19 protein-coding genes are annotated in these 19,455 nt (G+C 61.7%); 3 read left to right on the forward strand and 16 right to left on the reverse strand.

All coding sequences use genetic code 11. The features are described from left to right. Positions 1–936, reverse strand: coding sequence for a chemotaxis protein CheV (locus H045_RS12880; protein WP_003236830.1), 936 nt, complete (start codon positions 934–936; stop codon positions 1–3). A gap of 540 nt (positions 937–1,476) precedes the next feature. Between H045_RS12880 and H045_RS12885 the strand changes: the two genes are divergently transcribed. The 3 genes from H045_RS12885 (at position 1,477) to H045_RS12895 (ending at position 3,739) form a co-directional block, all read left to right on the forward strand. Continuing rightward, a complete protein-coding gene (locus H045_RS12885; protein ID WP_003236832.1) occupies positions 1,477–1,926 on the forward strand; it encodes a hypothetical protein in 450 nt (149 codons plus the stop codon). Between the two features lie 263 nt (positions 1,927–2,189). After that, positions 2,190–3,083 (forward strand): sensor histidine kinase, encoded by an 894-nt coding sequence (locus H045_RS12890; protein ID WP_041931509.1) that lies wholly within the window; start codon positions 2,190–2,192, stop codon positions 3,081–3,083. Beyond that, positions 3,080–3,739, forward strand: a complete 660-nt coding sequence (locus tag H045_RS12895; protein WP_015372587.1) for a response regulator transcription factor — start codon at positions 3,080–3,082, stop codon at positions 3,737–3,739. Before H045_RS12890 ends, H045_RS12895 begins: the two co-directional genes overlap by 4 nt. Here H045_RS12895 and yegS read toward each other — a convergent pair. The 15 genes from yegS to flhA form a co-directional block, all read right to left on the reverse strand. Then, the gene (gene yegS / locus H045_RS12900; RefSeq protein ID WP_015372588.1) at positions 3,698–4,618 is read right to left on the reverse strand and encodes a lipid kinase YegS; all 921 of its coding nucleotides are present in this window, start codon (positions 4,616–4,618) and stop codon (positions 3,698–3,700) included. The genes H045_RS12895 and yegS overlap by 42 nt on opposite strands. A 491-nt stretch (positions 4,619–5,109) precedes the next feature. After that, on the reverse strand, positions 5,110–5,502 hold the full coding sequence (locus H045_RS12910) for a DUF2802 domain-containing protein (protein ID WP_003236841.1): 393 nt from the start codon (positions 5,500–5,502) through the stop codon (positions 5,110–5,112). 1 nt (position 5,503) lies between these two features. Beyond that, entirely contained in the window at positions 5,504–5,986 is a 483-nt protein-coding gene (locus tag H045_RS12915) for a chemotaxis protein CheW (protein WP_003236843.1), read from the reverse strand. Positions 5,987–6,065: 79 nt separating this feature from the next. Continuing rightward, positions 6,066–6,854 (reverse strand): CheW domain-containing protein, encoded by a 789-nt coding sequence (locus H045_RS12920; RefSeq protein ID WP_003236845.1) that lies wholly within the window; start codon positions 6,852–6,854, stop codon positions 6,066–6,068. Beyond that, the gene (locus tag H045_RS12925; protein WP_003236847.1) at positions 6,854–7,642 is read right to left on the reverse strand and encodes a ParA family protein; all 789 of its coding nucleotides are present in this window, start codon (positions 7,640–7,642) and stop codon (positions 6,854–6,856) included. Before H045_RS12925 ends, H045_RS12920 begins: the two co-directional genes overlap by 1 nt. Positions 7,643–7,693: 51 nt before the next feature. Continuing rightward, entirely contained in the window at positions 7,694–8,581 is an 888-nt protein-coding gene (gene motD / locus H045_RS12930; protein WP_003236849.1) for a flagellar motor protein MotD, read from the reverse strand. Positions 8,582–8,596: 15 nt separating this feature from the next. Then, entirely contained in the window at positions 8,597–9,337 is a 741-nt protein-coding gene (locus H045_RS12935; RefSeq protein ID WP_003236851.1) for a flagellar motor protein, read from the reverse strand. Further along, positions 9,337–10,470, reverse strand: a complete 1,134-nt coding sequence (locus H045_RS12940; RefSeq protein WP_003236854.1) for a protein-glutamate methylesterase/protein-glutamine glutaminase — start codon at positions 10,468–10,470, stop codon at positions 9,337–9,339. Before H045_RS12940 ends, H045_RS12935 begins: the two co-directional genes overlap by 1 nt. A 49-nt stretch (positions 10,471–10,519) precedes the next feature. Continuing rightward, positions 10,520–12,790, reverse strand: a complete 2,271-nt coding sequence (locus H045_RS12945; RefSeq protein ID WP_015372589.1) for a chemotaxis protein CheA — start codon at positions 12,788–12,790, stop codon at positions 10,520–10,522. Positions 12,791–12,801: 11 nt separating this feature from the next. Further along, positions 12,802–13,590: a protein phosphatase CheZ gene (locus H045_RS12950; protein WP_003236860.1), complete on the reverse strand. Its 789-nt coding sequence runs from the start codon at positions 13,588–13,590 to the stop codon at positions 12,802–12,804. Between the two features lie 18 nt (positions 13,591–13,608). Next, positions 13,609–13,983, reverse strand: coding sequence for a chemotaxis response regulator CheY (locus H045_RS12955; RefSeq protein WP_162276124.1), 375 nt, complete (start codon positions 13,981–13,983; stop codon positions 13,609–13,611). 167 nt (positions 13,984–14,150) lie between these two features. After that, complete coding sequence (fliA, locus tag H045_RS12960; protein ID WP_003236863.1) at positions 14,151–14,891, reverse strand: RNA polymerase sigma factor FliA; 741 nt, start codon at positions 14,889–14,891, stop codon at positions 14,151–14,153. Next, positions 14,888–15,721 carry a flagellar synthesis regulator FleN gene (fleN, locus tag H045_RS12965; RefSeq protein ID WP_003192912.1) on the reverse strand — a complete coding sequence of 278 codons (834 nt, stop codon included), beginning with the start codon at positions 15,719–15,721 and terminating at the stop codon, positions 14,888–14,890. The genes fliA and fleN overlap by 4 nt, the downstream gene beginning before the upstream one ends. 105 nt (positions 15,722–15,826) lie before the next feature. Next, positions 15,827–17,143 carry a flagellar biosynthesis GTPase FlhF gene (gene flhF, locus H045_RS12970; RefSeq protein ID WP_003236865.1) on the reverse strand — a complete coding sequence of 439 codons (1,317 nt, stop codon included), beginning with the start codon at positions 17,141–17,143 and terminating at the stop codon, positions 15,827–15,829. Between the two features lie 11 nt (positions 17,144–17,154). After that, the gene (gene flhA, locus H045_RS12975; RefSeq protein ID WP_186351057.1) at positions 17,155–19,269 is read right to left on the reverse strand and encodes a flagellar biosynthesis protein FlhA; all 2,115 of its coding nucleotides are present in this window, start codon (positions 19,267–19,269) and stop codon (positions 17,155–17,157) included. Positions 19,270–19,455: the final 186 nt, after the last annotated feature.

Genomic DNA, 19,455 nt, shown 5'->3' on the forward strand with positions numbered 1-19,455 from the left:
TCAAGCCGACGCTTCGTCCAGCATCAGACGTTGACGTACTACATCCACCAGCTTGTCGGGCTGGAATTTGGAGAGGAAGTTGTCGCAGCCGACCTTCTTCACCATGGAGTCGTTGAAGCTGCCCGACAACGAGGTGTGCAGCACCACATACAGCTGCCGCAGGCGCGGATCGTTGCGGATCTCGGTGGTGAGGCGGTAGCCGTCCATCTCGGGCATTTCGGCGTCGGTGAAGATCATCAGCAGTTTGTCGGTCATCACCTGGCCGCTGTCGGCCCAGCCCTTGAGCATGTTGAGCGCCTTGAGGCCATCGCTGGCTATGTGCATTTTCATGCCGAGCTGACCCAGGGTGTCGCGCAATTGCGAAAGGGCGACATTGGAGTCGTCCACCAGCAGCACTTCGCGGCCACGGGCGCGCTCGAGCACTGGGTCTTCGAGTTTTTCGCGGGAGACCTTGGCGTTGTACGGCACGATTTCGGCCAGCACTTTTTCCACGTCGATGATTTCCACCAACTGGTCATCGACCTTGCTGATGGCGGTGAGGTAGTGCTGACGCCCGGCGCTGGTCGGCGGCGGCAGGATGGCTTCCCAGTTCATGTTGACGATGCGGTCGACGCCGCCCACCAGGAATGCCTGAACCGAGCGGTTGTACTCGGTGACGATGATGGTGCTGTTCGGACCCGGTACCAGCGGGCGCATGCCGATCGCCTGGGAGAGGTCGATGACCGGCAGGGTCTGGCCACGCAGGTTGACCACGCCGCACACGAACGGGTGACGCTGGGGCATCAGGGTCAGCTTGGGCAGTTGCAGCACTTCCTGCACCTTGAACACGTTGATCGCGAACAGTTGCCGCCCGGCCAGGCGAAACATGAGGATCTCCAGGCGGTTCTCACCCACCAGTTGCGTGCGTTGATCTACCGTGTCGAGAATGCCGGCCATTGAAAGCTCCTGGTGCGCTGAGGGATTGTGCTGTTCGCTTAAGGTTGTTTATCGGCGGCGGGCGCCAGACCTTGACCCCTGTAAAATGCCATTTAAACGCATTGATGTCACACTGATATCATGCTTTACTTCGTTGGTGCTTCCATACGGCATTGCCATGACGCCACGCGACCTTCAAAACGACGCAGGGTTCCGTCGTGTAAGGGGTTCCCCTAGGCGCAATCGGGCCCAACCTGATATTCGCAATATCTAATAGCCATTAATGTGACGCCATTCTCATTGCACGAATGGAGTCAGGCTTTTGCTTGCCATCGCCAGCCCTCGGCCTAAAGGCCTTCAAGACGTAAACCTGACGGCAACCGAAGCGGTGCGAATGAACCCGGCTGCACGTGTCACAGGGGTCAGCCAGACGTTTTTAAATAAACTTCCTACTAAAATATCGGAAGCTGCCTACAGATCTCAGTCATATTTCAGCGCTAGTTTTAAGCCATTCACCCAGTGCGGCATCTCACCACCCGACCTTACGTTGTGGAGACTTGCATGATGAACGACGCTAACGAATGGCAAGTTGCACTTTCCCGATTTCAGCAGGAGTCCGAAAAACTGCTGGCCAAGTCGGAAGAGTGCCTGAGCCACCTGCAGATGATTCGCAACGACAGTGACGCCATCGACTGCATGCAGAGCAGCCTCAGCACGCTGGCGGAAAAGGCCGACAGCCTGGCCCTGCAGGGGATCGGTGAGTTTTCGCGGCATATCCAGCACCTCATCGCCAATGCCGAAAACCCCTTGCAACTGCACGATCAGGCGCTGGCAGCCCTGCACGACTGTCTGACCTTACTGGCCTGGCAACTTGAGCTGATAGATGCCCGTACCGGCCGACTGCAATTGGACGAAACTGAACAAACCACGCTGATCGCGACGGCCTCTCTGCAGATCCCGCAGAAGAACTTCAGCTATAAACCCCAGCAACGTTTGCACCACAGCGCCTGAGTTGCAGGCGGGCATATATTCGTTAACGACGCGAATCGTCGCCGTTTGAACTTTACTTGCCGGCAAAAATATCGATTGGTCGTGAACCGCCCTGCCAATACATACGCGACGGGATACCGCACCGTCCCTTTTCTGACTGCCAAAACTGCCGCCCGGGCCATTGGCCTGAACGGGCCAGGCGACGTCATGCGCCTGGCGACCAACGGTAATAGTGGTGGTACTATGCGCCGCTCGAAGACTCAACTTCATTGGCTCCATCCGCTATGTACGCCAGCCTCAAGTCACTTATCACAAGGTCTGTTTCGCGCAGCAATGCGCGCCGCATGGTTCTTGTCCTGTGCCTTGGGTCGCTGTTGCTGAGTCTGTGGGCGTACGCCCGGTCCAGCCCGCTGCCGCTGGCGGTGCTGCTGCTCAACCTGGCGATGTTGCTGGTGGTCGGCCTGCAACAGTGGAAATCACGCACAGCCATCAGGTTCCAGCCTCAGGAGCTGGCCGAGCGCCTGCTGCAGGTGCAGGAAAACGAACGCCACCGCCTCAGCCGCGAACTGCACGACGATATCGGCCAACTGCTCACCGCCGCCAAGCTGCAAAGCGAATGGCTGCAGCGCCGCCTGCCGGACGACCTGCAGGGTCAATGCACGGTGCTGTGCAACACCCTGACTGAAACCCTGGCCAAGGTGCGCGACGTGTCCGCCATTCTCAACCCGCGTCAATTGTCCAGCCTGGGCCTGGAAGCCAGCCTGCGCGCGCATCTGCTCAAGACACTGGCGAACACCCCGGTGCACTGGAGCCTGGAATGCCAGCAGCGGCTGACCGGTATCCCGGAAGAAATGGCCGTGGCGGCCTTTCGCATTACCCAGGAAGCGGTCACCAACATGCTGCGCCACGCCCAGGCGCACAATCTGCTGGTGCGCCTGCAACGCCTGCCCGAAGGCCTGTCGCTGGTGATCCACGACGACGGCCAGGGCTTCTCCCCCGCCAGCAACCCCGCGCTTGAAGGCCAACGCGGCATGGCCGGGATGTGCGAGCGGATCGACCAGCTGGGGGGCACCCTGGTGGTGAGCAGCCAGCCCGGTAAAGGCACTTGCATCGACGCACTATTCCCCTGGGCACCGCGCGCCCTCGAGCGCGCCAATCGTACGAAGGTTATCGAGTGACCTGCGGTGTGCTCCTGGTGGACGACCACGCGCTGATCAGAGCCGGCGTGCGCGCAATGATCATGGATATTCCCGACTACGCGGTGATCGGCGAAGCCAGCGATGGCGCGCAGTTGCTTGAACGATTCGGCGCCCTGCAACCGGACATCGTGCTGCTGGACCTGTCGATGAAACACACCGGCGGCCTCGATGCCCTGCAGCAACTCAAAGGTGCGTATCCCAAGAGCAAGGTGTTGATTCTGTCGATGCACACCGACCCGGAGATGATCATGCGCGCCCTGGAGTGCGGCGCCCATGGCTATCTACTCAAGGACACCACCGCCACCGAACTGGAACACGCGCTGCGCGCGCTGCGCAACAACGAGCGCTACCTGAGCCCGGCCATCGCCCACACCGTGATCAACCAAGCACTGGTGCGCAGCCAGGGTACAACTTGCGCTGCCGTGCCGAGCCACACGCTCACCGCGCGGCAACTGGAAATCCTGCGCCTGATCGTGCGCGGCAAGTCCACCCGCGAAATCGCCCAGGGCCTGGGCCTGAGCATCAAAACCATCGAAGCGCATCGCTCGCAGATCATGAAGCGGCTGCAGATCTTCGACGTGGCGGGGTTAGTGTTATTCGCCGTGCGCGAGCAGATTATCAGCCTGGACGACTAGCGGCGAACCCTCGGGCAGGTGCACGCGCAAGGCCCTGGGCAGTGCCTCGAAGCGCAGGTCATCGCCGCTGAGCGGCTCACCGTCGAGGTTGATGTAAAGCTCCCTCGCCTGCCTGATCTGCACCCACGGCAGGCGCGCCCGCACAAACATCGCATCCAGGCCCCAGCCATTGTTCATCAGCTCGCGCAGTGTGCCGACCACTTCCTGGGGCGCCGGGAGGATACTCACGTCGAGCAGGCCGTCATCGGCCATCGCTTCAGGGCACAGCTCATGCCCACCGCCCGCCTGCCGACCGTTGCCAATCCCCAGCGCCAGCAGCTCGCCCTGCCAGTGAAAATCCGGCCCGTCCAGCTCGGCATAGGCAGCCTTCAACTCGCTGAAGCGCGTGAGACCAGTAAACAGGTAGGCGGCGCCACCGAGGACTTTTTTGAGGTCTTCAGAAGTGTTGGCGGTGACCTGGCTGCCGAAGCCACCGGTGGCCATATTGAGGAAGATCTGCCCGCCCACCTGGCCCAGGTCAATCGCCCTGGCCGGCGTATCCAGCAGTGCCAGCGCCTGGGCCGGCTCCTGGGGCACACCGGCGGCCTTGGCGAAGTCATTGGCGGTGCCCAAGGGCATCAGCACCAGGCTGGCATCAGCCTTGGACTGGGCCATGGCTTCGGCCACATCACGCAAGGTGCCGTCGCCGCCACCGGCGATAATATGGGTGTAGCCGTTGCCCAGCGCTTCATCGACCAGGCGCCGCGCATCCCCACCCTCCCATGTCACCCGAACCGCCAGCTCCCAGCCCAGCTCGCGCCTGGCGTTCACGGCGCTGCGCACGTCCTCGTTGAGGGCTTGCTTGCCGTGGAGGATCAACAGGGCTTTGGGGGTGGTCATGGGTGGGTTACTCCGGGAGTTGAAGGTGCATGAGCAATGTGACCTTTGCCGAGGGGGATTGGTTTACCGGGGTTGGCGCGATTTTTTGATGATGGCGACTTTGGGTGAGGCTAGGCATGCACTCACTCCGACCCGCGTGTTTAACGCGGCGCTCCAGATCAAAAGCAACATCGCGGCAGCCTTTGCGTCGACCGGTATGGGGGTGTGAACCCGATCAAATGTGGGAGCTGGCTTGCCTGCGAAGGCATCGACCGGGTGTTCCTGATGAATTGAGGTGCCTGCATCGCAGGCAAGCCAGCTCCCACAGAGAAGCGGATTGGGGACAGATCATGCTTTTGCCCTGCTTTTGATCTGCTTTGCTTTGGCTTTTGATCTTGCTTTTGATATTGATCTCAGGCGCCCCGTCAACCACGCTGGCCGCACACCGAGCCTGAGCGAGGTGCCGAGTGGTGGGCCCCCTCCCACAAAAGCCAAGCGCTCCAACCGCACACCTAGCTCTTGTGCAACTTGCTCATCAACTGCGCCTCAGCCTGGGTCAGCCCGCACGACTGCGTCAGCTCATCCACCGTCGCCCCCATGCCGACCAACCTCGCCGCCTGGGCAAACGACAGATTCGCCGGATCACGCTGCTCAAGCTGCTCCAGCTTGTCCGGGATCGGCGCCAGGATCGCGCGCAGTTCATGCACCTCATCCCCCACCTTCACCGCACTCTGCTGGTAGTGATCCACCCGCCGGACCAGATCGAGAATGCGCCGCTCACGCAGCGTATCCCGCTCGGCCTGTTGCAGGGCCAACTCCCGTTGCTGGCGCATGTAACGCAGCACGAACGCCACCGTCCCGGCCCACAGCAGGGCCAGGACAATCACCAACGCTTCAAAGAACAAATCAGATGTTCTCCAGATCCGACCACTCTTCCTCGCTCATCATCTTGTCCAGCTCAACCAGAATCAGCAGTTCGCCGTTCTTGTTGCACACGCCCTGGATGAATTTGGCGGATTCTTCGTTACCCACGTTCGGCGCGGTTTCCACTTCCGATTGGCGCAGGTAGACCACTTCGGCCACGCTGTCGACCATGATCCCGACCACTTGCTTGTCGGCTTCGATGATGACGATACGCGTGTTGTCGTTGACCTCGGTCGGCACCAGGCCAAAGCGCTGGCGGGTGTCGATCACGGTCACCACGTTGCCGCGCAGGTTGATGATACCCAGCACGTAGCTGGGCGCACCCGGGACCGGCGCGATCTCGGTGTAACGCAGGACTTCCTGCACGCGCATCACGTTGATGCCGTAGGACTCGTTGTCCAGTTTGAAGGTAACCCATTGCAGGATCGGATCATCCAAACCTTGTGCGGACGCTGACTTGTTCATTTCTCTGACCCCTTCAAATACCGTAGACACGGCGTGTGTACTTGCCTGACCGCACTTGCGCGCAGCCCTTATTGTTCACTCAACTGCGTTTGACCTGCGCCATCGTCTTGACTGCACCGCTGGCGATCAACTCGGCCAGTTCGGCGACATCAAGCAACGCGCACATGTGTTCGATCACGGTGCCCGCCAGCCACGGCCGTTGGCCACGGTGGCTGCGCCATTTGATTTCGTTCGGGTCCAGGCGCAACGAACGGCTGACTTGATGCACCGCCAGCCCCCACTCGTAGCCCTGCACCGAGATCACGTATTGCAAGCCCTGGCGGAAGTCGTCGCGATAGCGATCGGGCATCACCCAGCGCGCGGTGTCGAGCACCTTGAGGTTGCCGGCCTGGCTGGGCAGGATGCCGAGGAACCACTCTGGTTGCCCGAACAGCGGCGTCAACTCCTGGCCTTCGAGCGAATAGATCGAACCCAGGCATACCAGCGGCACCGCCAAGGTGAGGCCGGCGACATCGAACAGCAGGCACTCGAACGGCTCGGCGGCCCAGGCCGGACGTTCATCGCCACGCACCGGCGGCGGCGTGATGCTCGGTGGCATGTGCACTTCGACCACGGGCTCGACCACTGCCGGCGCAACCACCACCGGCAGCGGAACAATCGGCACCACCACCTGCGCATCGCGCGCCTGTTCTTCCAGTACCGCCAGCTGGAACTCGTCCAACGGGGCTTGCGCCGCCTGGGCCGGTTCGAGCACGAGGATCGGCTCCGGCAATTCTTCGGCGGTCGCTTCCTGCAGCAAGGCATCCAGATAGGATTCGAGTGCCAGCTGCGGCCGGGTCTTGAGCTTGAAATCGACAGGTCGGTTCATCATGCCACCTGCGCCACAAGCTGCTGCGACAACAGGTGCTTGAGCAACGCACGGTAGGCCAGCACGCCACGGCTCTTGCCATCGAACTGCGACGGCGTGAGCCCCGCGCGGCTGGCGTCACGCAGGCGCGTGTCGACCGGGATGTAGCCGTTCCAGATCGCGTCCGGGTAGCCGTCGCGCAGCACACGCAAGGTGCCGAGCGATGCCTGGGTACGCCGGTCGAACAGGGTCGGCACGATGCTGTAGGGCAACGGCTGCTTGCGCGAGCGGTTGATCATCGCCAGGGTGCTGACCATGCGCTCCAGGCCTTTGACGGCGAGGTGCTCGGTCTGCACCGGGATCACCAGCTGCTGGCTGGCCGCCAGGGCGTTGACCATCAGCACACCGAGCAACGGCGGGCTGTCGATGATTGCGTAGTCGAATTCCTGCCACAGTTGCGCCAGGGTCTTGGCGATCACCAGGCCCAGGCCGCTTTGCCCTGGAGACTGTCGCTCAAGGGTGGCCAGCGCAGTGCTGGACGGCAGCAGGGAAATGCTTTCGTTGCTGGTGGGCAGCAGCAGCTGCCCCGGCAAGTCGGCCGGCACACTGCCCTTGTGCAGGAACAGGTCGTAGCAGCTGTGCTCCAGGGCATCCGGGTCGTAGCCGAAATAGCTGGTCATCGAGCCGTGAGGGTCCAGATCGACCACGACCACACGCTTGCCCGCCTCGGCCAGCAAGCCGGCTAAAGCGATGGAGGTGGTGGTCTTGCCGACTCCACCTTTTTGATTGGCAACTGCCCAGACTCTCATTCGGTTGGTTCCTCCCGGCAGGCAATGGCGCGACCGAGACAGTGCATAAAATTAGTGAGCCGGCGACGGGGAATTGACGGAGCCCTGTCGAACCGGCGGCTTAACCGCTGGCGGTGCAGTTTGTGTGCCAGCGCGCTTCAACGCGGCATCCGGTGTTGCATTTGCAGTGCCGGTGCCCGTAAGGCTGCGGCGTACGTCCAGGTTGCGTGATACCACCAGCACCACGCGGCGGTTGCGCGCGCGGCCCTGCACCGTGGCATTGTTGGCCACCGGCTGAAACTCGCCATAACCCACCGACGCCAGGCGGCCGGGGTTCACACCCTGCATGGCGAGCATGCGCACGATGCTCGCCGCCCGCGCCGACGACAGCTCCCAGTTGGTCGGGTACTGCGCGGTGCTGATCGGCACGTTATCGGTAAAGCCTTCCACATGGATCGGATTTTCAAACGGCTTGAGGATCGCCGCCACCTTGTCGATGATGCTGAACGCCTGGTCGCTGGGGATGGCGTCGGCACTGGCGAACAACAGGCTGGAGTTGAGTTCGATCTCCACCCACAGCTCATTGCCGCGCACGGTCATCTGATTGGAGCTGATCAGGTCGCCGAACGCCGCGCTGATGTCATCCGCGATGCTTTTCAGCGGGTCGCTGGTGCCGCCTATTCCCGCAGCGGTTTCGTCGCTGTCGTTGACCAGCGGCTTGGCCGGGGTCACGGTCTTGGGCCGCTCGTCGCCAATGGGAATCGGCTTGAGCGCGCGATCCGTGTCGTTGAACACGCCCACCAACGCCTGGGAAATGATCTTGTACTTGCCTTCGTTGACGGACGAGATCGAATACATCACCACGAAAAACGCGAACAGCAAGGTGATGAAGTCCGCGTAGGACACCAGCCAGCGTTCATGATTGACGTGTTCTTCAGGCTCGCGGCGGCGACGGCTCACTGGCAACTCCCCCCATCAATCCATGAAGCCCTGGAGCTTCAATTCGATGGAACGCGGGTTCTCGCCCTCGGCAATCGACAGGATGCCTTCGAGCAACATTTCGCGATAACGGGACTGGCGCAGCGCAATCGACTTGAGCTTGCTCGCCACCGGCAGCAGCACCAGGTTGGCACTGGCCACACCATAAATGGTGGCGACGAACGCCACGGCAATCCCGCTGCCCAGTTGCGACGGATCAGCGAGGTTGCCCATCACATGGATCAGGCCCATCACCGCACCGATGATGCCGATGGTCGGCGCGTAGCCGCCCATGCTTTCAAAGACTTTGGCCGCATTGATATCGCGGCTTTCCTGGGTGTAGAAATCCACTTCCAGGATGCTGCGGATCGCCTCCGGTTCGGCGCCGTCAACCAGCAGTTGCAGGCCTTTGCGGGCGTAGCTGTCAGGCTCGGCATCGGCCACGCCTTCCAGACCCAGCAGACCTTCCTTGCGTGCGGTGAGGCTCCAATTGACCACGCGGTCGACGCCGCCGGCCAGGTCCACGCGCGGCGGGAAAATGATCCACACCAGAATCTGCATGGCGCGCTTGAACGAACTCAAGGGCGCCTGCAGCAAGGCCGCGCCCACGGTGCCGCCGATCACGATCAACGCAGCCGGACCGTTGGCCAGGGCGCCGAGGTGGCCGCCCTCCAGGTAGTTGCCGCCAATGATCGCGACAAAGGCCAGGGTAATGCCGATCAGGCTCAACACATCCATCAGAGACAGGCCTCCACCAGATGCCGGCCGATGTCGTCCAGGCTGTAGACGGCGTCGGCAAGGTCAGCCTTGACGATGGCCATGGGCATGCCATAGATCACGCAGCTGGCTTCGTCCTGGGCCCAGATGGCGCTGCCGCCCTGCTTGAGCAGGCGAGCGCCTTCACGGCCGTCGGCGCCCATGCCGGTGAGCACCACCGCCAAAACCTTGTCGCCGTAGGACTTGGCGGCGGAGCCAAAGGTGATGTCCACGCACGGCTTGTAGTTGAGGCGCTCGTCGCCCGGCAGGATTTTGATCGCGCCACGCCCGTCCACCATCATCTGCTTGCCACCCGGTGCCAGCAGCGCCAGGCCAGGACGCAGGATGTCGCCATCCTCGGCTTCCTTGACGCTGATGCGGCACAGCTTGTCCAGGCGCTCGGCGAACGCCTTGGTGAACGCAGCGGGCATGTGCTGGATCAGCACGATGGGCGCCGGAAAGTTGGCCGGCAGTTGGGTCAACACCCGTTGCAGGGCTACCGGGCCACCGGTGGAGGTGCCAATGGCGACCAGCTTGTAAGCCTTGCGCTTGGGCGCCGATGAGTGCGTGTGCGCATGGGCGCCGGGCGCCGGGTTACGGGCTGGCGCGGCGGGTGCAGGCCGGGTCGTCGGCGCAGGTGCCGGGCGGTTGAACGAGGAACCTGCGGGCGCAACCGGTGCGGCTGCCGGCGCTGGTGCGCTGGACAGGCTGCGGCGGTTACTGCGCGCAATGCTGTGCACCTTCTCGCACAGCATCTGCTTGACCTTCTCGGGGTTGCGCGAGATGTCTTCGAAATTCTTCGGCAAAAAATCCACCGCGCCGGCGTCCAGCGCGTCGAGGGTCACTCGGGCGCCTTCGTGGGTCAGCGAGGAGAACATCAATACCGCGGTGGGGCAGCGTTGCATGATATGGCGCACGGCCGTGATGCCATCCATCATCGGCATCTCGTAGTCCATGGTGATCACGTCCGGCTTCAACGCAATCGCCTGGTCAATCGCCTCTTTGCCGTTGGTGGCCGTGCCGACCACCTGGATGCTTGGATCGGCGGAAAGAATTTCCGAGACGCGGCGGCGGAAGAAACCCGAATCGTCCACCACCAGGACCTTGACTGCCATAAACACTCCGTTAGGTGGGGCGGGCGTTACCGCCTGGGCCCCACCAAAATCAAATACGCCGTGCGGCGTAACGCTTGAGCATGCTCGGAACATCGAGAATCAGCGCGATCCGACCGTCACCGGTAATGGTCGCACCCGACATGCCCGGGGTCCCCTGCAGCATTTTGCCCAATGGCTTGATCACCACCTCTTCCTGGCCCACCAGTTGGTCGACCACGAAGCCGATGCGCTGGGTGCCCACGGACAGGATCACCACATGGCCTTCGTGTTGTTCCTCATGCTTGGCCGATGCCACCAGCCAGCGCTTGAGGTAGAACAGCGGCAAGGCCTTGTCGCGCACGATCACCACCTCCTGGCCGTCGACCACGTTGGTGCGCGACAGGTCGAGGTGGAAGATCTCGTTGACGTTGACCAGCGGGAAGGCGAACGCCTGGTTGCCCAGCATCACCATCAGGGTCGGCATGATCGCCAGGGTCAGCGGCACCTTGATGACGATCTTGGAGCCCTGGCCCTTCGTCGAGTAGATGTTGATCGAGCCGTTGAGCTGGCTGATCTTGGTCTTCACCACGTCCATGCCGACGCCACGGCCGGACACATCGGAAATCTCGGTCTTGGTCGAGAAGCCCGGGGCGAAGATCAGGTTGTAGCACTCGGTGTCGGTAAGACGGTCGGCGGCGTCCTTGTCCATCACGCCACGCTTGACGGCGATATTGCGCAGGATCGCCGGGTCCATGCCTTTGCCATCGTCGGTGATCGACAGCAGGATATGGTCGCCTTCCTGCTCGGCCGCCAGAATCACCTTGCCGCTGCGCGACTTGCCCGCCGCTTCACGCTCTTCGGGAGTTTCCACGCCGTGGTCGACAGCGTTGCGCACCAAGTGGACCAACGGGTCGGCCAGGGCCTCGACAAGGTTCTTGTCGAGGTCGGTTTCTTCGCCCACCAGTTCCAGGTTGATTTCTTTCTTGAGCTGGCGTGCCAGGTCGCGAACCAGACGCGGGAAGCGGCCGAAGACTTTCTTGATCGGCTGCATGCGGGTTTTCATCACCGCGGTCTGCAGGTCGGCGGTGACCACGTCGAGGTTCGACACGGCCTTTTGCATGGCTTCATCGCCACTGCTCAGGCCCAGGCGCACCAGACGGTTACGCACCAGCACCAACTCGCCCACCATGTTCATGATGTCGTCCAGGCGTGCGGTGTCTACCCGTACGGTGGTTTCGGCTTCGGTGGTGACCGGTTTTTCGGCCACGGCGGCAGCCGGGGCACGTGCAGGTGCTGCGGCCGGTGCCGGCGCGGGCTTGGCCACCGGTGCAGGTGCCGGCTTGGCGACCGGTGCAGGTGCTGGCTTGGCGACCGGTGCAGGTGCTGGCTTGGCGGCCACAGGCGCGGCAGTCGCCGCTGCGGCCGGGGCCACTTCGGCGAACTTGCCCTTGCCATGCAGTTCGTCGAGCAAGGCTTCGAATTCGTGATCGCTGATCAACCCGTCACCGGCCGGTGCTGCGCTGGCGGCAGCAGCGGCTGGCGCGGCGGCGGCTGGCGCCGTCGCGGCGACTTCCGGCAAGGCATCGGCAGCGAACGTGCCCTTGCCGTGCAGTTGGTCGAGCAAGGCTTCGAATTCGTCGTCGGTGATATCGGTGCTGGCGCTGGCTGTGGCTGCGGGCGGCGCGGCCACCGGTGCCACGGCGTCGGCAGCGAACTGACCTTTGCCATGCAACTGGTCGAGCAGGGATTCGAATTCGGCGTCGGTGATGTCTTCGCTGGTCGGCGCGGCAGGTGCCGCAGCCGGTGGCTGTGGCGCTTGCGGTGCTTCGGCCTCGGCCTTCACGGCGTTGAGCGAATCGAGCAGTTGTTCGAACTCGCTGTCGGTGACATCCGGCTCAGGCTCAGGCTCGGCCACCGGTGCAGGCGCAGCTTGCACGGCGACCGCCTCGTCAGCTGGCTCTGCCAGGCGCGCCAGGGCGGCCAGCAGTTCCGGGGTGGCGGCGGTGATCGGGGCACGTTCGCGCACTTCGCTGAACATGCCGTTGACCGCATCCAGTGCTTCGAGAATCACGTCCATCAACTCCGAGTCGACCTTTCGCTCACCCTTGCGCAGGATGTCGAACACGTTCTCGGCGATGTGGCAGCACTCCACCAGCTCATGGAGCTGGAGGAAGCCGGCGCCCCCTTTTACAGTGTGAAAACCGCGAAAAATTGCATTGAGCAGGTTCGCATCATCCGGTCGGCTTTCCAGCTCGACCAGTTGTTCGGACAGTTGCTCTAAAATTTCGCCGGCCTCTACAAGGAAATCCTGAAGGATTTCTTCATCGGCGCCGAAGCTCATGTGGGTGCTCCTTAGAAGCCTAAACTGGATAACAGGTCATCGACATCATCCTGACCTGACACAACGTCTTCACGTTTATCGGCATGAATCTGCGGACCTTCACCCTTGGCGAGATGTTTTTGTGGATCTTTTTCCGAAAGGATCGCCGCACGGTCATGTTCGATGCCGGCAAAACGATCGACCTGCCCGGCCATGAGCACCAGTTTGAGCAGGTTGCTTTCCACTTCGGTGACCAGTTGGGTCACGCGCTTGATCACTTGACCGGTGAGGTCCTGGTAATCCTGGGCCAGCAGAATATCGTTGAGGTTGCTCGCCACGGTGCGGTTTTCCTGTTCGCTACGCGACAGAAAACCGTCGACCCGACGGGCCAGCTCACGAAACTCTTCAGCACCCACTTCGCGACGCATGAAGCGGCCCCAGTCGTGACTGAGCGCCTGGGCTTCGGTGGCCATGCCATTGACCAGCGGCGTGGCGTTTTCCACCAGGTCCATGGTGCGGTTGGCCGCTGCCTCGGTCAGCTTGACCACATAGGACAGGCGTTCAGTGGCATCGGTGATCTGCGAAATTTCTTCGGCCTGGGGCATGTGCGGATCAATCTGAAAATTGACGATCGCACTGTGCAGCTCGCGCGTGAGCTTGCCCACTTCCTGGTACAGGCCGCGGTCACGGGTCTGGTTAAGCTCATGGATCAACTGCACCGCGTCGCCGAAATGACCTTTTTCAAGGCTCTCGACCAACTCGTGAGCATGCTTTTTCAGGGTCGACTCAAAATCGCCCAATGTTGTTTCTTTCTGCTCCATAGCTCCCCCGCGATGGCATTAGCCTTGGATGCGTTCGAAGATTTTTTCGATCTTCTCTTTTAGCGCCAATGCCGTGAATGGCTTGACCACGTAACCGTTTACCCCGGCTTGGGCGGCTTCGATGATCTGTTCACGCTTGGCTTCGGCGGTCACCATCAGCACAGGCAGGCTGCGCAGCTTCTCGTCGGCGCGCACATGGCGCAACAGGTCGATGCCGGTCATGCCCGGCATGTTCCAGTCGGTTACCAGAAAGTCGATGCTGCCGCTGTTGAGGATTGGAATCGCGGTAATACCGTCATCCGCCTCGACCGTGTTTGTGAACCCAAGGTCACGCAACAGGTTTTTTATGATCCGCCGCATCGTTGAGAAGTCATCAACGATGAGGATTTTCATGTTCTTGTCCAATTCGACCTCCAAGCAGTCTTAAACGCGCCCAGCACCTGGACGCGCCATTTCAATCAACAGGCGTTACACAAAAAGGACTGCCGGGTCCACCACGGGTCGAACCCGCGAAAGTAGTGACCTTCGCGGTATCGTCTGCAGTGTCCCCACACTGCCTGTCAGCGCGCGCGCCACTCTCCCAAACGCCCCCGCAAACGGGCTGCGCACTGGCTATGCAACTGGCTGACACGCGATTCGCTGACCCCCAGGACCTCACCGATTTCCTTGAGGTTCAGCTCTTCGTCGTAGTACAGCGCCAGGACCAGGCGCTCACGCTCCGGCAAGTTGGCAATGGCGTCCGCCAGTGCGCCCTGAAAACGTTCATCTTCCAGGTCGCGTGACGGTTCCATATGCGCACTCGCGCCGTCCTCGTGCAGCCCTTCGTGTTCGCCGTCCTGCAACAGGTCGTCGAAACTGAACAGGCGGCTGCCCAAGGTATCGTTCAAAATCCCGTAATAATCATCGAGACTCAATTGGAGTTCGGCCGCAACTTCGTGATCTTTAGCGTCGCGACCGGTTTTTGCTTCAATTGAGCGAATTGCGTCACTGACCATCCGCGTATTGCGGTGCACCGAACGCGGCGCCCAATCCCCTTTACGCACTTCATCGAGCATGGCGCCACGGATACGAATACCCGCATACGTCTCGAAACTGGCGCCCTTGCTCGCGTCGTACTTGGTCGACACTTCGAGCAGACCGATCATGCCGGCCTGGATCAGGTCTTCGACCTGCACGCTGGCCGGCAGGCGTGCCAGCAGGTGATAGGCGATGCGCTTGACCAGCGGCGCATAGCGCTCGATCAATTCGCCCTGGCTGTCACGTGCCGATTTTTTATAGAGGTTGTAGCCGCTGGATGTCATAGCACAGGACCCGCGCTTGTCTGATGCACCAATCGCTCGACGAAGAATTCCAGATGCCCGCGCGGGTTGGCGGGCAGCGGCCAGGTATCGACCTTCTGGGCAATCGCCTTGAATGCCAGCGCGCACTTGGAACGCGGGAATGCTTCGTAGACCGCACGCTGTTTTTGCACAGCCTTGCGCACGCATTCGTCGTAGGGAACCGCGCCAACGTATTGCAGGGCGACATCAAGAAAACGATCCGTGACCTTGGTCAGCTTGGCGAACAGGTTGCGCCCTTCCTGCGGGCTCTGGGCCATATTGGCCAGCACGCGGAAGCGATTCATGCCGTAGTCACGGTTAAGCAGTTTGATCAGGGCGTAGGCGTCGGTGATCGAGGTGGGCTCGTCGCACACCACCAGCAGCACTTCCTGCGCAGCGCGTACAAAGCTGACCACGGACTCGCCAATGCCGGCGGCGGTATCGATCACCAGCACGTCGAGGTTGTCGCCAATGTCGCTGAACGCCTGGATCAGGCCGGCATGCTGCGCCGGGCTCAGGTGCACCATGCTCTGGGTGCCAGAGGCAGCCGGCACGATGCGGATCCCGCCAGGCCCCTGCAGCAACACATCGCGCAGCTCACAGCGCCCCTCGATCACATCGGCGAGCGTATGTTTGGGGGTCAGCCCCAGCAGAACGTCCACGTTCGCCAGGCCCAGGTCAGCGTCCAGCAGCATGACGCGACGGCCAAGCTCTGCCAGGGCCAGGGACAAATTCACTGACACGTTAGTTTTCCCGACGCCACCTTTGCCGCCGGTCACCGCGATCACCTGTACGGGATGCATGCTGCCCATTTTATTTCTTTACCTTGTCTTGCTTAGACGCAGGCTACATGGCTTGGCCGCTTGAATCGCTTGCAGACCATCGATGTAGGTACATTTCACGGCGTTCATCCTGCCTCAACCGACCCGTTTTGCCGGGTTGTGGTAAAGGTCGGCGAACATATCAGCCATTGCTTCCTCGCTAGGCTCGTCTTGCATTTGCACACTCACGGCACGGCTGACCAACTGATGACGACGCGGCAGATGCAGATCATCCGGGATCCGCGGGCCGTCGGTCAGGTAGGCGACCGGTAATTCATGGCTGATTGCCAGGCTCAGCACCTCGCCCAGGCTCGCGGTTTCGTCGAGCTTGGTGAGGATGCAGCCGGCCAGCCCGCAGCGCTTGTAACTATGATACGCAGCGGTAAGAACCTGTTTCTGGCTGGTGGTTGCAAGCACCAGGTAATTTTTCGACTTGATCCCGCGGCCCGCCAGGCTTTCCAGCTGCATGCGCAACGCCGGGTCGCTGGCTTGCAGGCCGGCGGTATCGATCAGCACCACGCGCTTGCGCAGCAGCGGGTCGAGGGCGTTGGCCAGGGACTGGCCCGGGTCGACGTGGGTCACCGGCACATTGAGAATGCGGCCGAGGGTCTTGAGCTGCTCCTGGGCGCCGATACGGTAGCTGTCCATGCTAACCAGCGCGATGTTGTTGGCGCCGTATTTGAGCACGTAACGGGCGGCCAGCTTGGCCAGGGTGGTGGTCTTGCCCATGCCGGCAGGGCCGACCATGGCGATCACACCGCCCTCTTCCAGGGGTTCGATTTCCGGGGTGGCGATCATCCGAGCCAGGTGCGCCAGCAGCATGCGCCAGGCCTGGCGGGGCTCTTCGATGCTGCCGGTCAGCGCCAGCAGGTCGCGCGACAGCGGGCCGGACAGGCCGATGCGTTGCAGACGGCGCCACAGATTGGCCTGTTGCGGCTTGCTGCCTTGCAATTGGTTCCAGGCCAGCGAGCCCAGTTGCACTTCGAGCAGTTCACGCAGGCCGTTGAGTTCAAAGCGCATCGAATCGAATACGCGCTGGTCGACGCTGGCGGCCGGGGCCGGTGCGGCAGGACGCGGCGGTTCGACAAAGGTCGGCTCCACCAGCGGCTCGGCAGCGGTCAGCGGCAGGCCGGCAAACAGCTGGCGATTGGTGGTGGTGTCGCTGTCGCCGCGCATGCTCAGCTCGGCCTGGGCCGACACAATGCGCGAGGCGGTCTTGCGCAGCTCGTCTTCGAGTTCCATGTTCGGCACGCGTGGCGCCAGGGCCTGAGGGGTGTAATCCAGGGCAGCCGTCAGCTCCACACCGCCGGCGATGCGGCGGTTACCGATAATGGCGGCATCGGCGCCCAGCTCATCACGCACCAGTTTCATGGCCTGACGCATATCGGCGGCGAAAAAACGCTTCACTTGCATAACCCACTACCTCAGCCGTTGGGCCCTACTGTCGCGACGATAGTCACTTGCTTATTGTCAGGAATTTCCTGGTAAGCCAACACGTGCAAATTCGGTACTGCCAGACGTCCAAACCGCGACAACATCGCTCGGACCGGGCCTGCCACCAGCAGAATCACCGGTTGGCCCTGCATTTCCTGGCGCTGTGCGGCGTCGATCAACGAACGCTGCAGTTTTTCAGCCATGCTTGGCTCCAGCAGAACGCCCTCTTCCTGGCCTAATCCTGCCTTCTGAATACTATTGAGCAAGATCTGTTCCAACCTTGGCTCCAGGGTGATAACAGGCAGCTCGGAGTCAAGCCCTACAATGCTTTGCACGATTGCGCGGGACAATCCAACGCGCACCGAAGCCACCAACGCGGCGGTATCTTGACTCTTGGCGGCGTTGTTGGCGATAGCCTCGGCAATGCTGCGAATGTCGCGCACCGGCACCTGTTCGGCCAGCAGCGCCTGCAGCACCTTGAGCAACTGCGACAGCGAGAGCACGCCCGGCACCAGCTCCTCGGCGAGCTTTGGCGAGGCCTTGGCGAGCAAACCCATCAATTGCTGGACTTCCTCGTGCCCGATCAGCTCGTGGGAGTGCTTGTAGAGGATCTGGTTGAGGTGGGTGGCGACCACGGTGCTGGCGTCCACCACGGTGTAACCGAGTGATTGCGCCTGGCTGCGCTGGCTGACTTCGATCCACACCGCTTCCAGGCCAAAAGCCGGATCTTTGGCGGTAATGCCGTTGAGGCTGCCGAACACCTGGCCCGGGTTGATCGCCAGTTCCCGATCCGGGTAGATCTCGGCTTCGGCGAGGATCACGCCCATCAGGGTCAGGCGATAGGCACTGGGAGCCAGGTCGAGGTTGTCGCGAATGTGCACAGTGGGCATGAGGAAGCCCAGGTCCTGGGACAGTTTCTTGCGCACACCCTTGATCCGCGCGAGCAACTGGCCACCCTGGTTGCGGTCCACCAGTGGAATCAGGCGGTAGCCGACCTCCAGGCCGATCATGTCGATTGGGGTCACGTCGTCCCAGCCCAGTTCCTTGGTTTCCTGGGCGCGGGCCGGGGATGGCAGCAATTCCTGCTGGCGCGCCACTTCCTGCAGGGCCTGCACCTTGACCGCGTTCTGTTTTTTCCAGAACAGGTAAGCACCGCCGCCAGCCAGGGCCGCCATGGTCAGGAACGACACGTGGGGCATGCCCGGCACGATGCCCATGATCGCCATGATGCCCGCCGCCACGGCCAGGGCTTTGGGCGAGGCGAACATCTGCCGACTGATCTGCTTGCCCATGTCTTCAGAGCCTGAAGCACGGGTCACCATGATGGCCGCTGCTGTGGATAACAACAGTGATGGCAATTGCGCCACTAAACCGTCACCGATGGTCAGCAGGGCGTACACCTTGCCGGCGTCGCCGAAGGTCATGCCGTGCTGGAAGATGCCCACGGCCATGCCGCCGATGAGGTTGATGAACAGAATCAGCAGACCGGCGATGGCGTCGCCACGCACAAACTTGCTCGCACCGTCCATGGAACCATAGAACTCGGCTTCCTGAGCCACTTCCAGGCGGCGGCTCTTGGCCTGGTTCTGGTCGATCAGGCCGGCGTTGAGATCGGCGTCGATGGCCATCTGTTTGCCGGGCATGGCGTCGAGGGTAAAGCGTGCGCTCACCTCGGAAATGCGCCCGGCACCCTTGGTCACCACCACGAAGTTGATGATCATCAAGATCGCGAACACCACGATACCAACCACGTAGTTACCGCCGATCACCACCTCACCGAACGCCTGGATCACCTTGCCGGCGGCGGCATGGCCGTCCTGGCCGTGCAGCATCACCACGCGGGTGGACGCGACGTTCAGTGCCAGCCGCAGCAGGGTGGCCACCAGCAGGATGGTGGGAAACACCGCAAAATCCAGCGGCCGCAGCGCGTACACGCAGACCAGCAGGACCACGACGGACAGGGCAATGTTGAAGGTGAAGAACACGTCGAGCAGAAACGGCGGCATCGGCAACATCATCATTGCCAGCATCACCAGCAACAACAACGGCACACCCAGATTGCCCCGCGAGAGGTCAGTCAGGGTCGTACGGGCCGTACCGAACATTTGAGAGCGATCCACCACCGGTATTCCTCGTAACGTAAAGCAAACTTTTGACGCCAAGAGGCGACTTGCAGGCGGTATTGCAAGAAGCTGTCCAACTTTGGTTTTGGTATCAGGATCAAAAAAATATGGGAGGGGGCTTGCCCCCTCCCATATTTTTTGTCTCGCTGTGTCATCAAGGCTTGGGGG

This window comes from Pseudomonas poae RE*1-1-14, from assembly GCF_000336465.1.
In the GTDB taxonomy this organism is placed as follows: Bacteria; Pseudomonadota; Gammaproteobacteria; order Pseudomonadales; family Pseudomonadaceae; genus Aquipseudomonas; species Aquipseudomonas poae.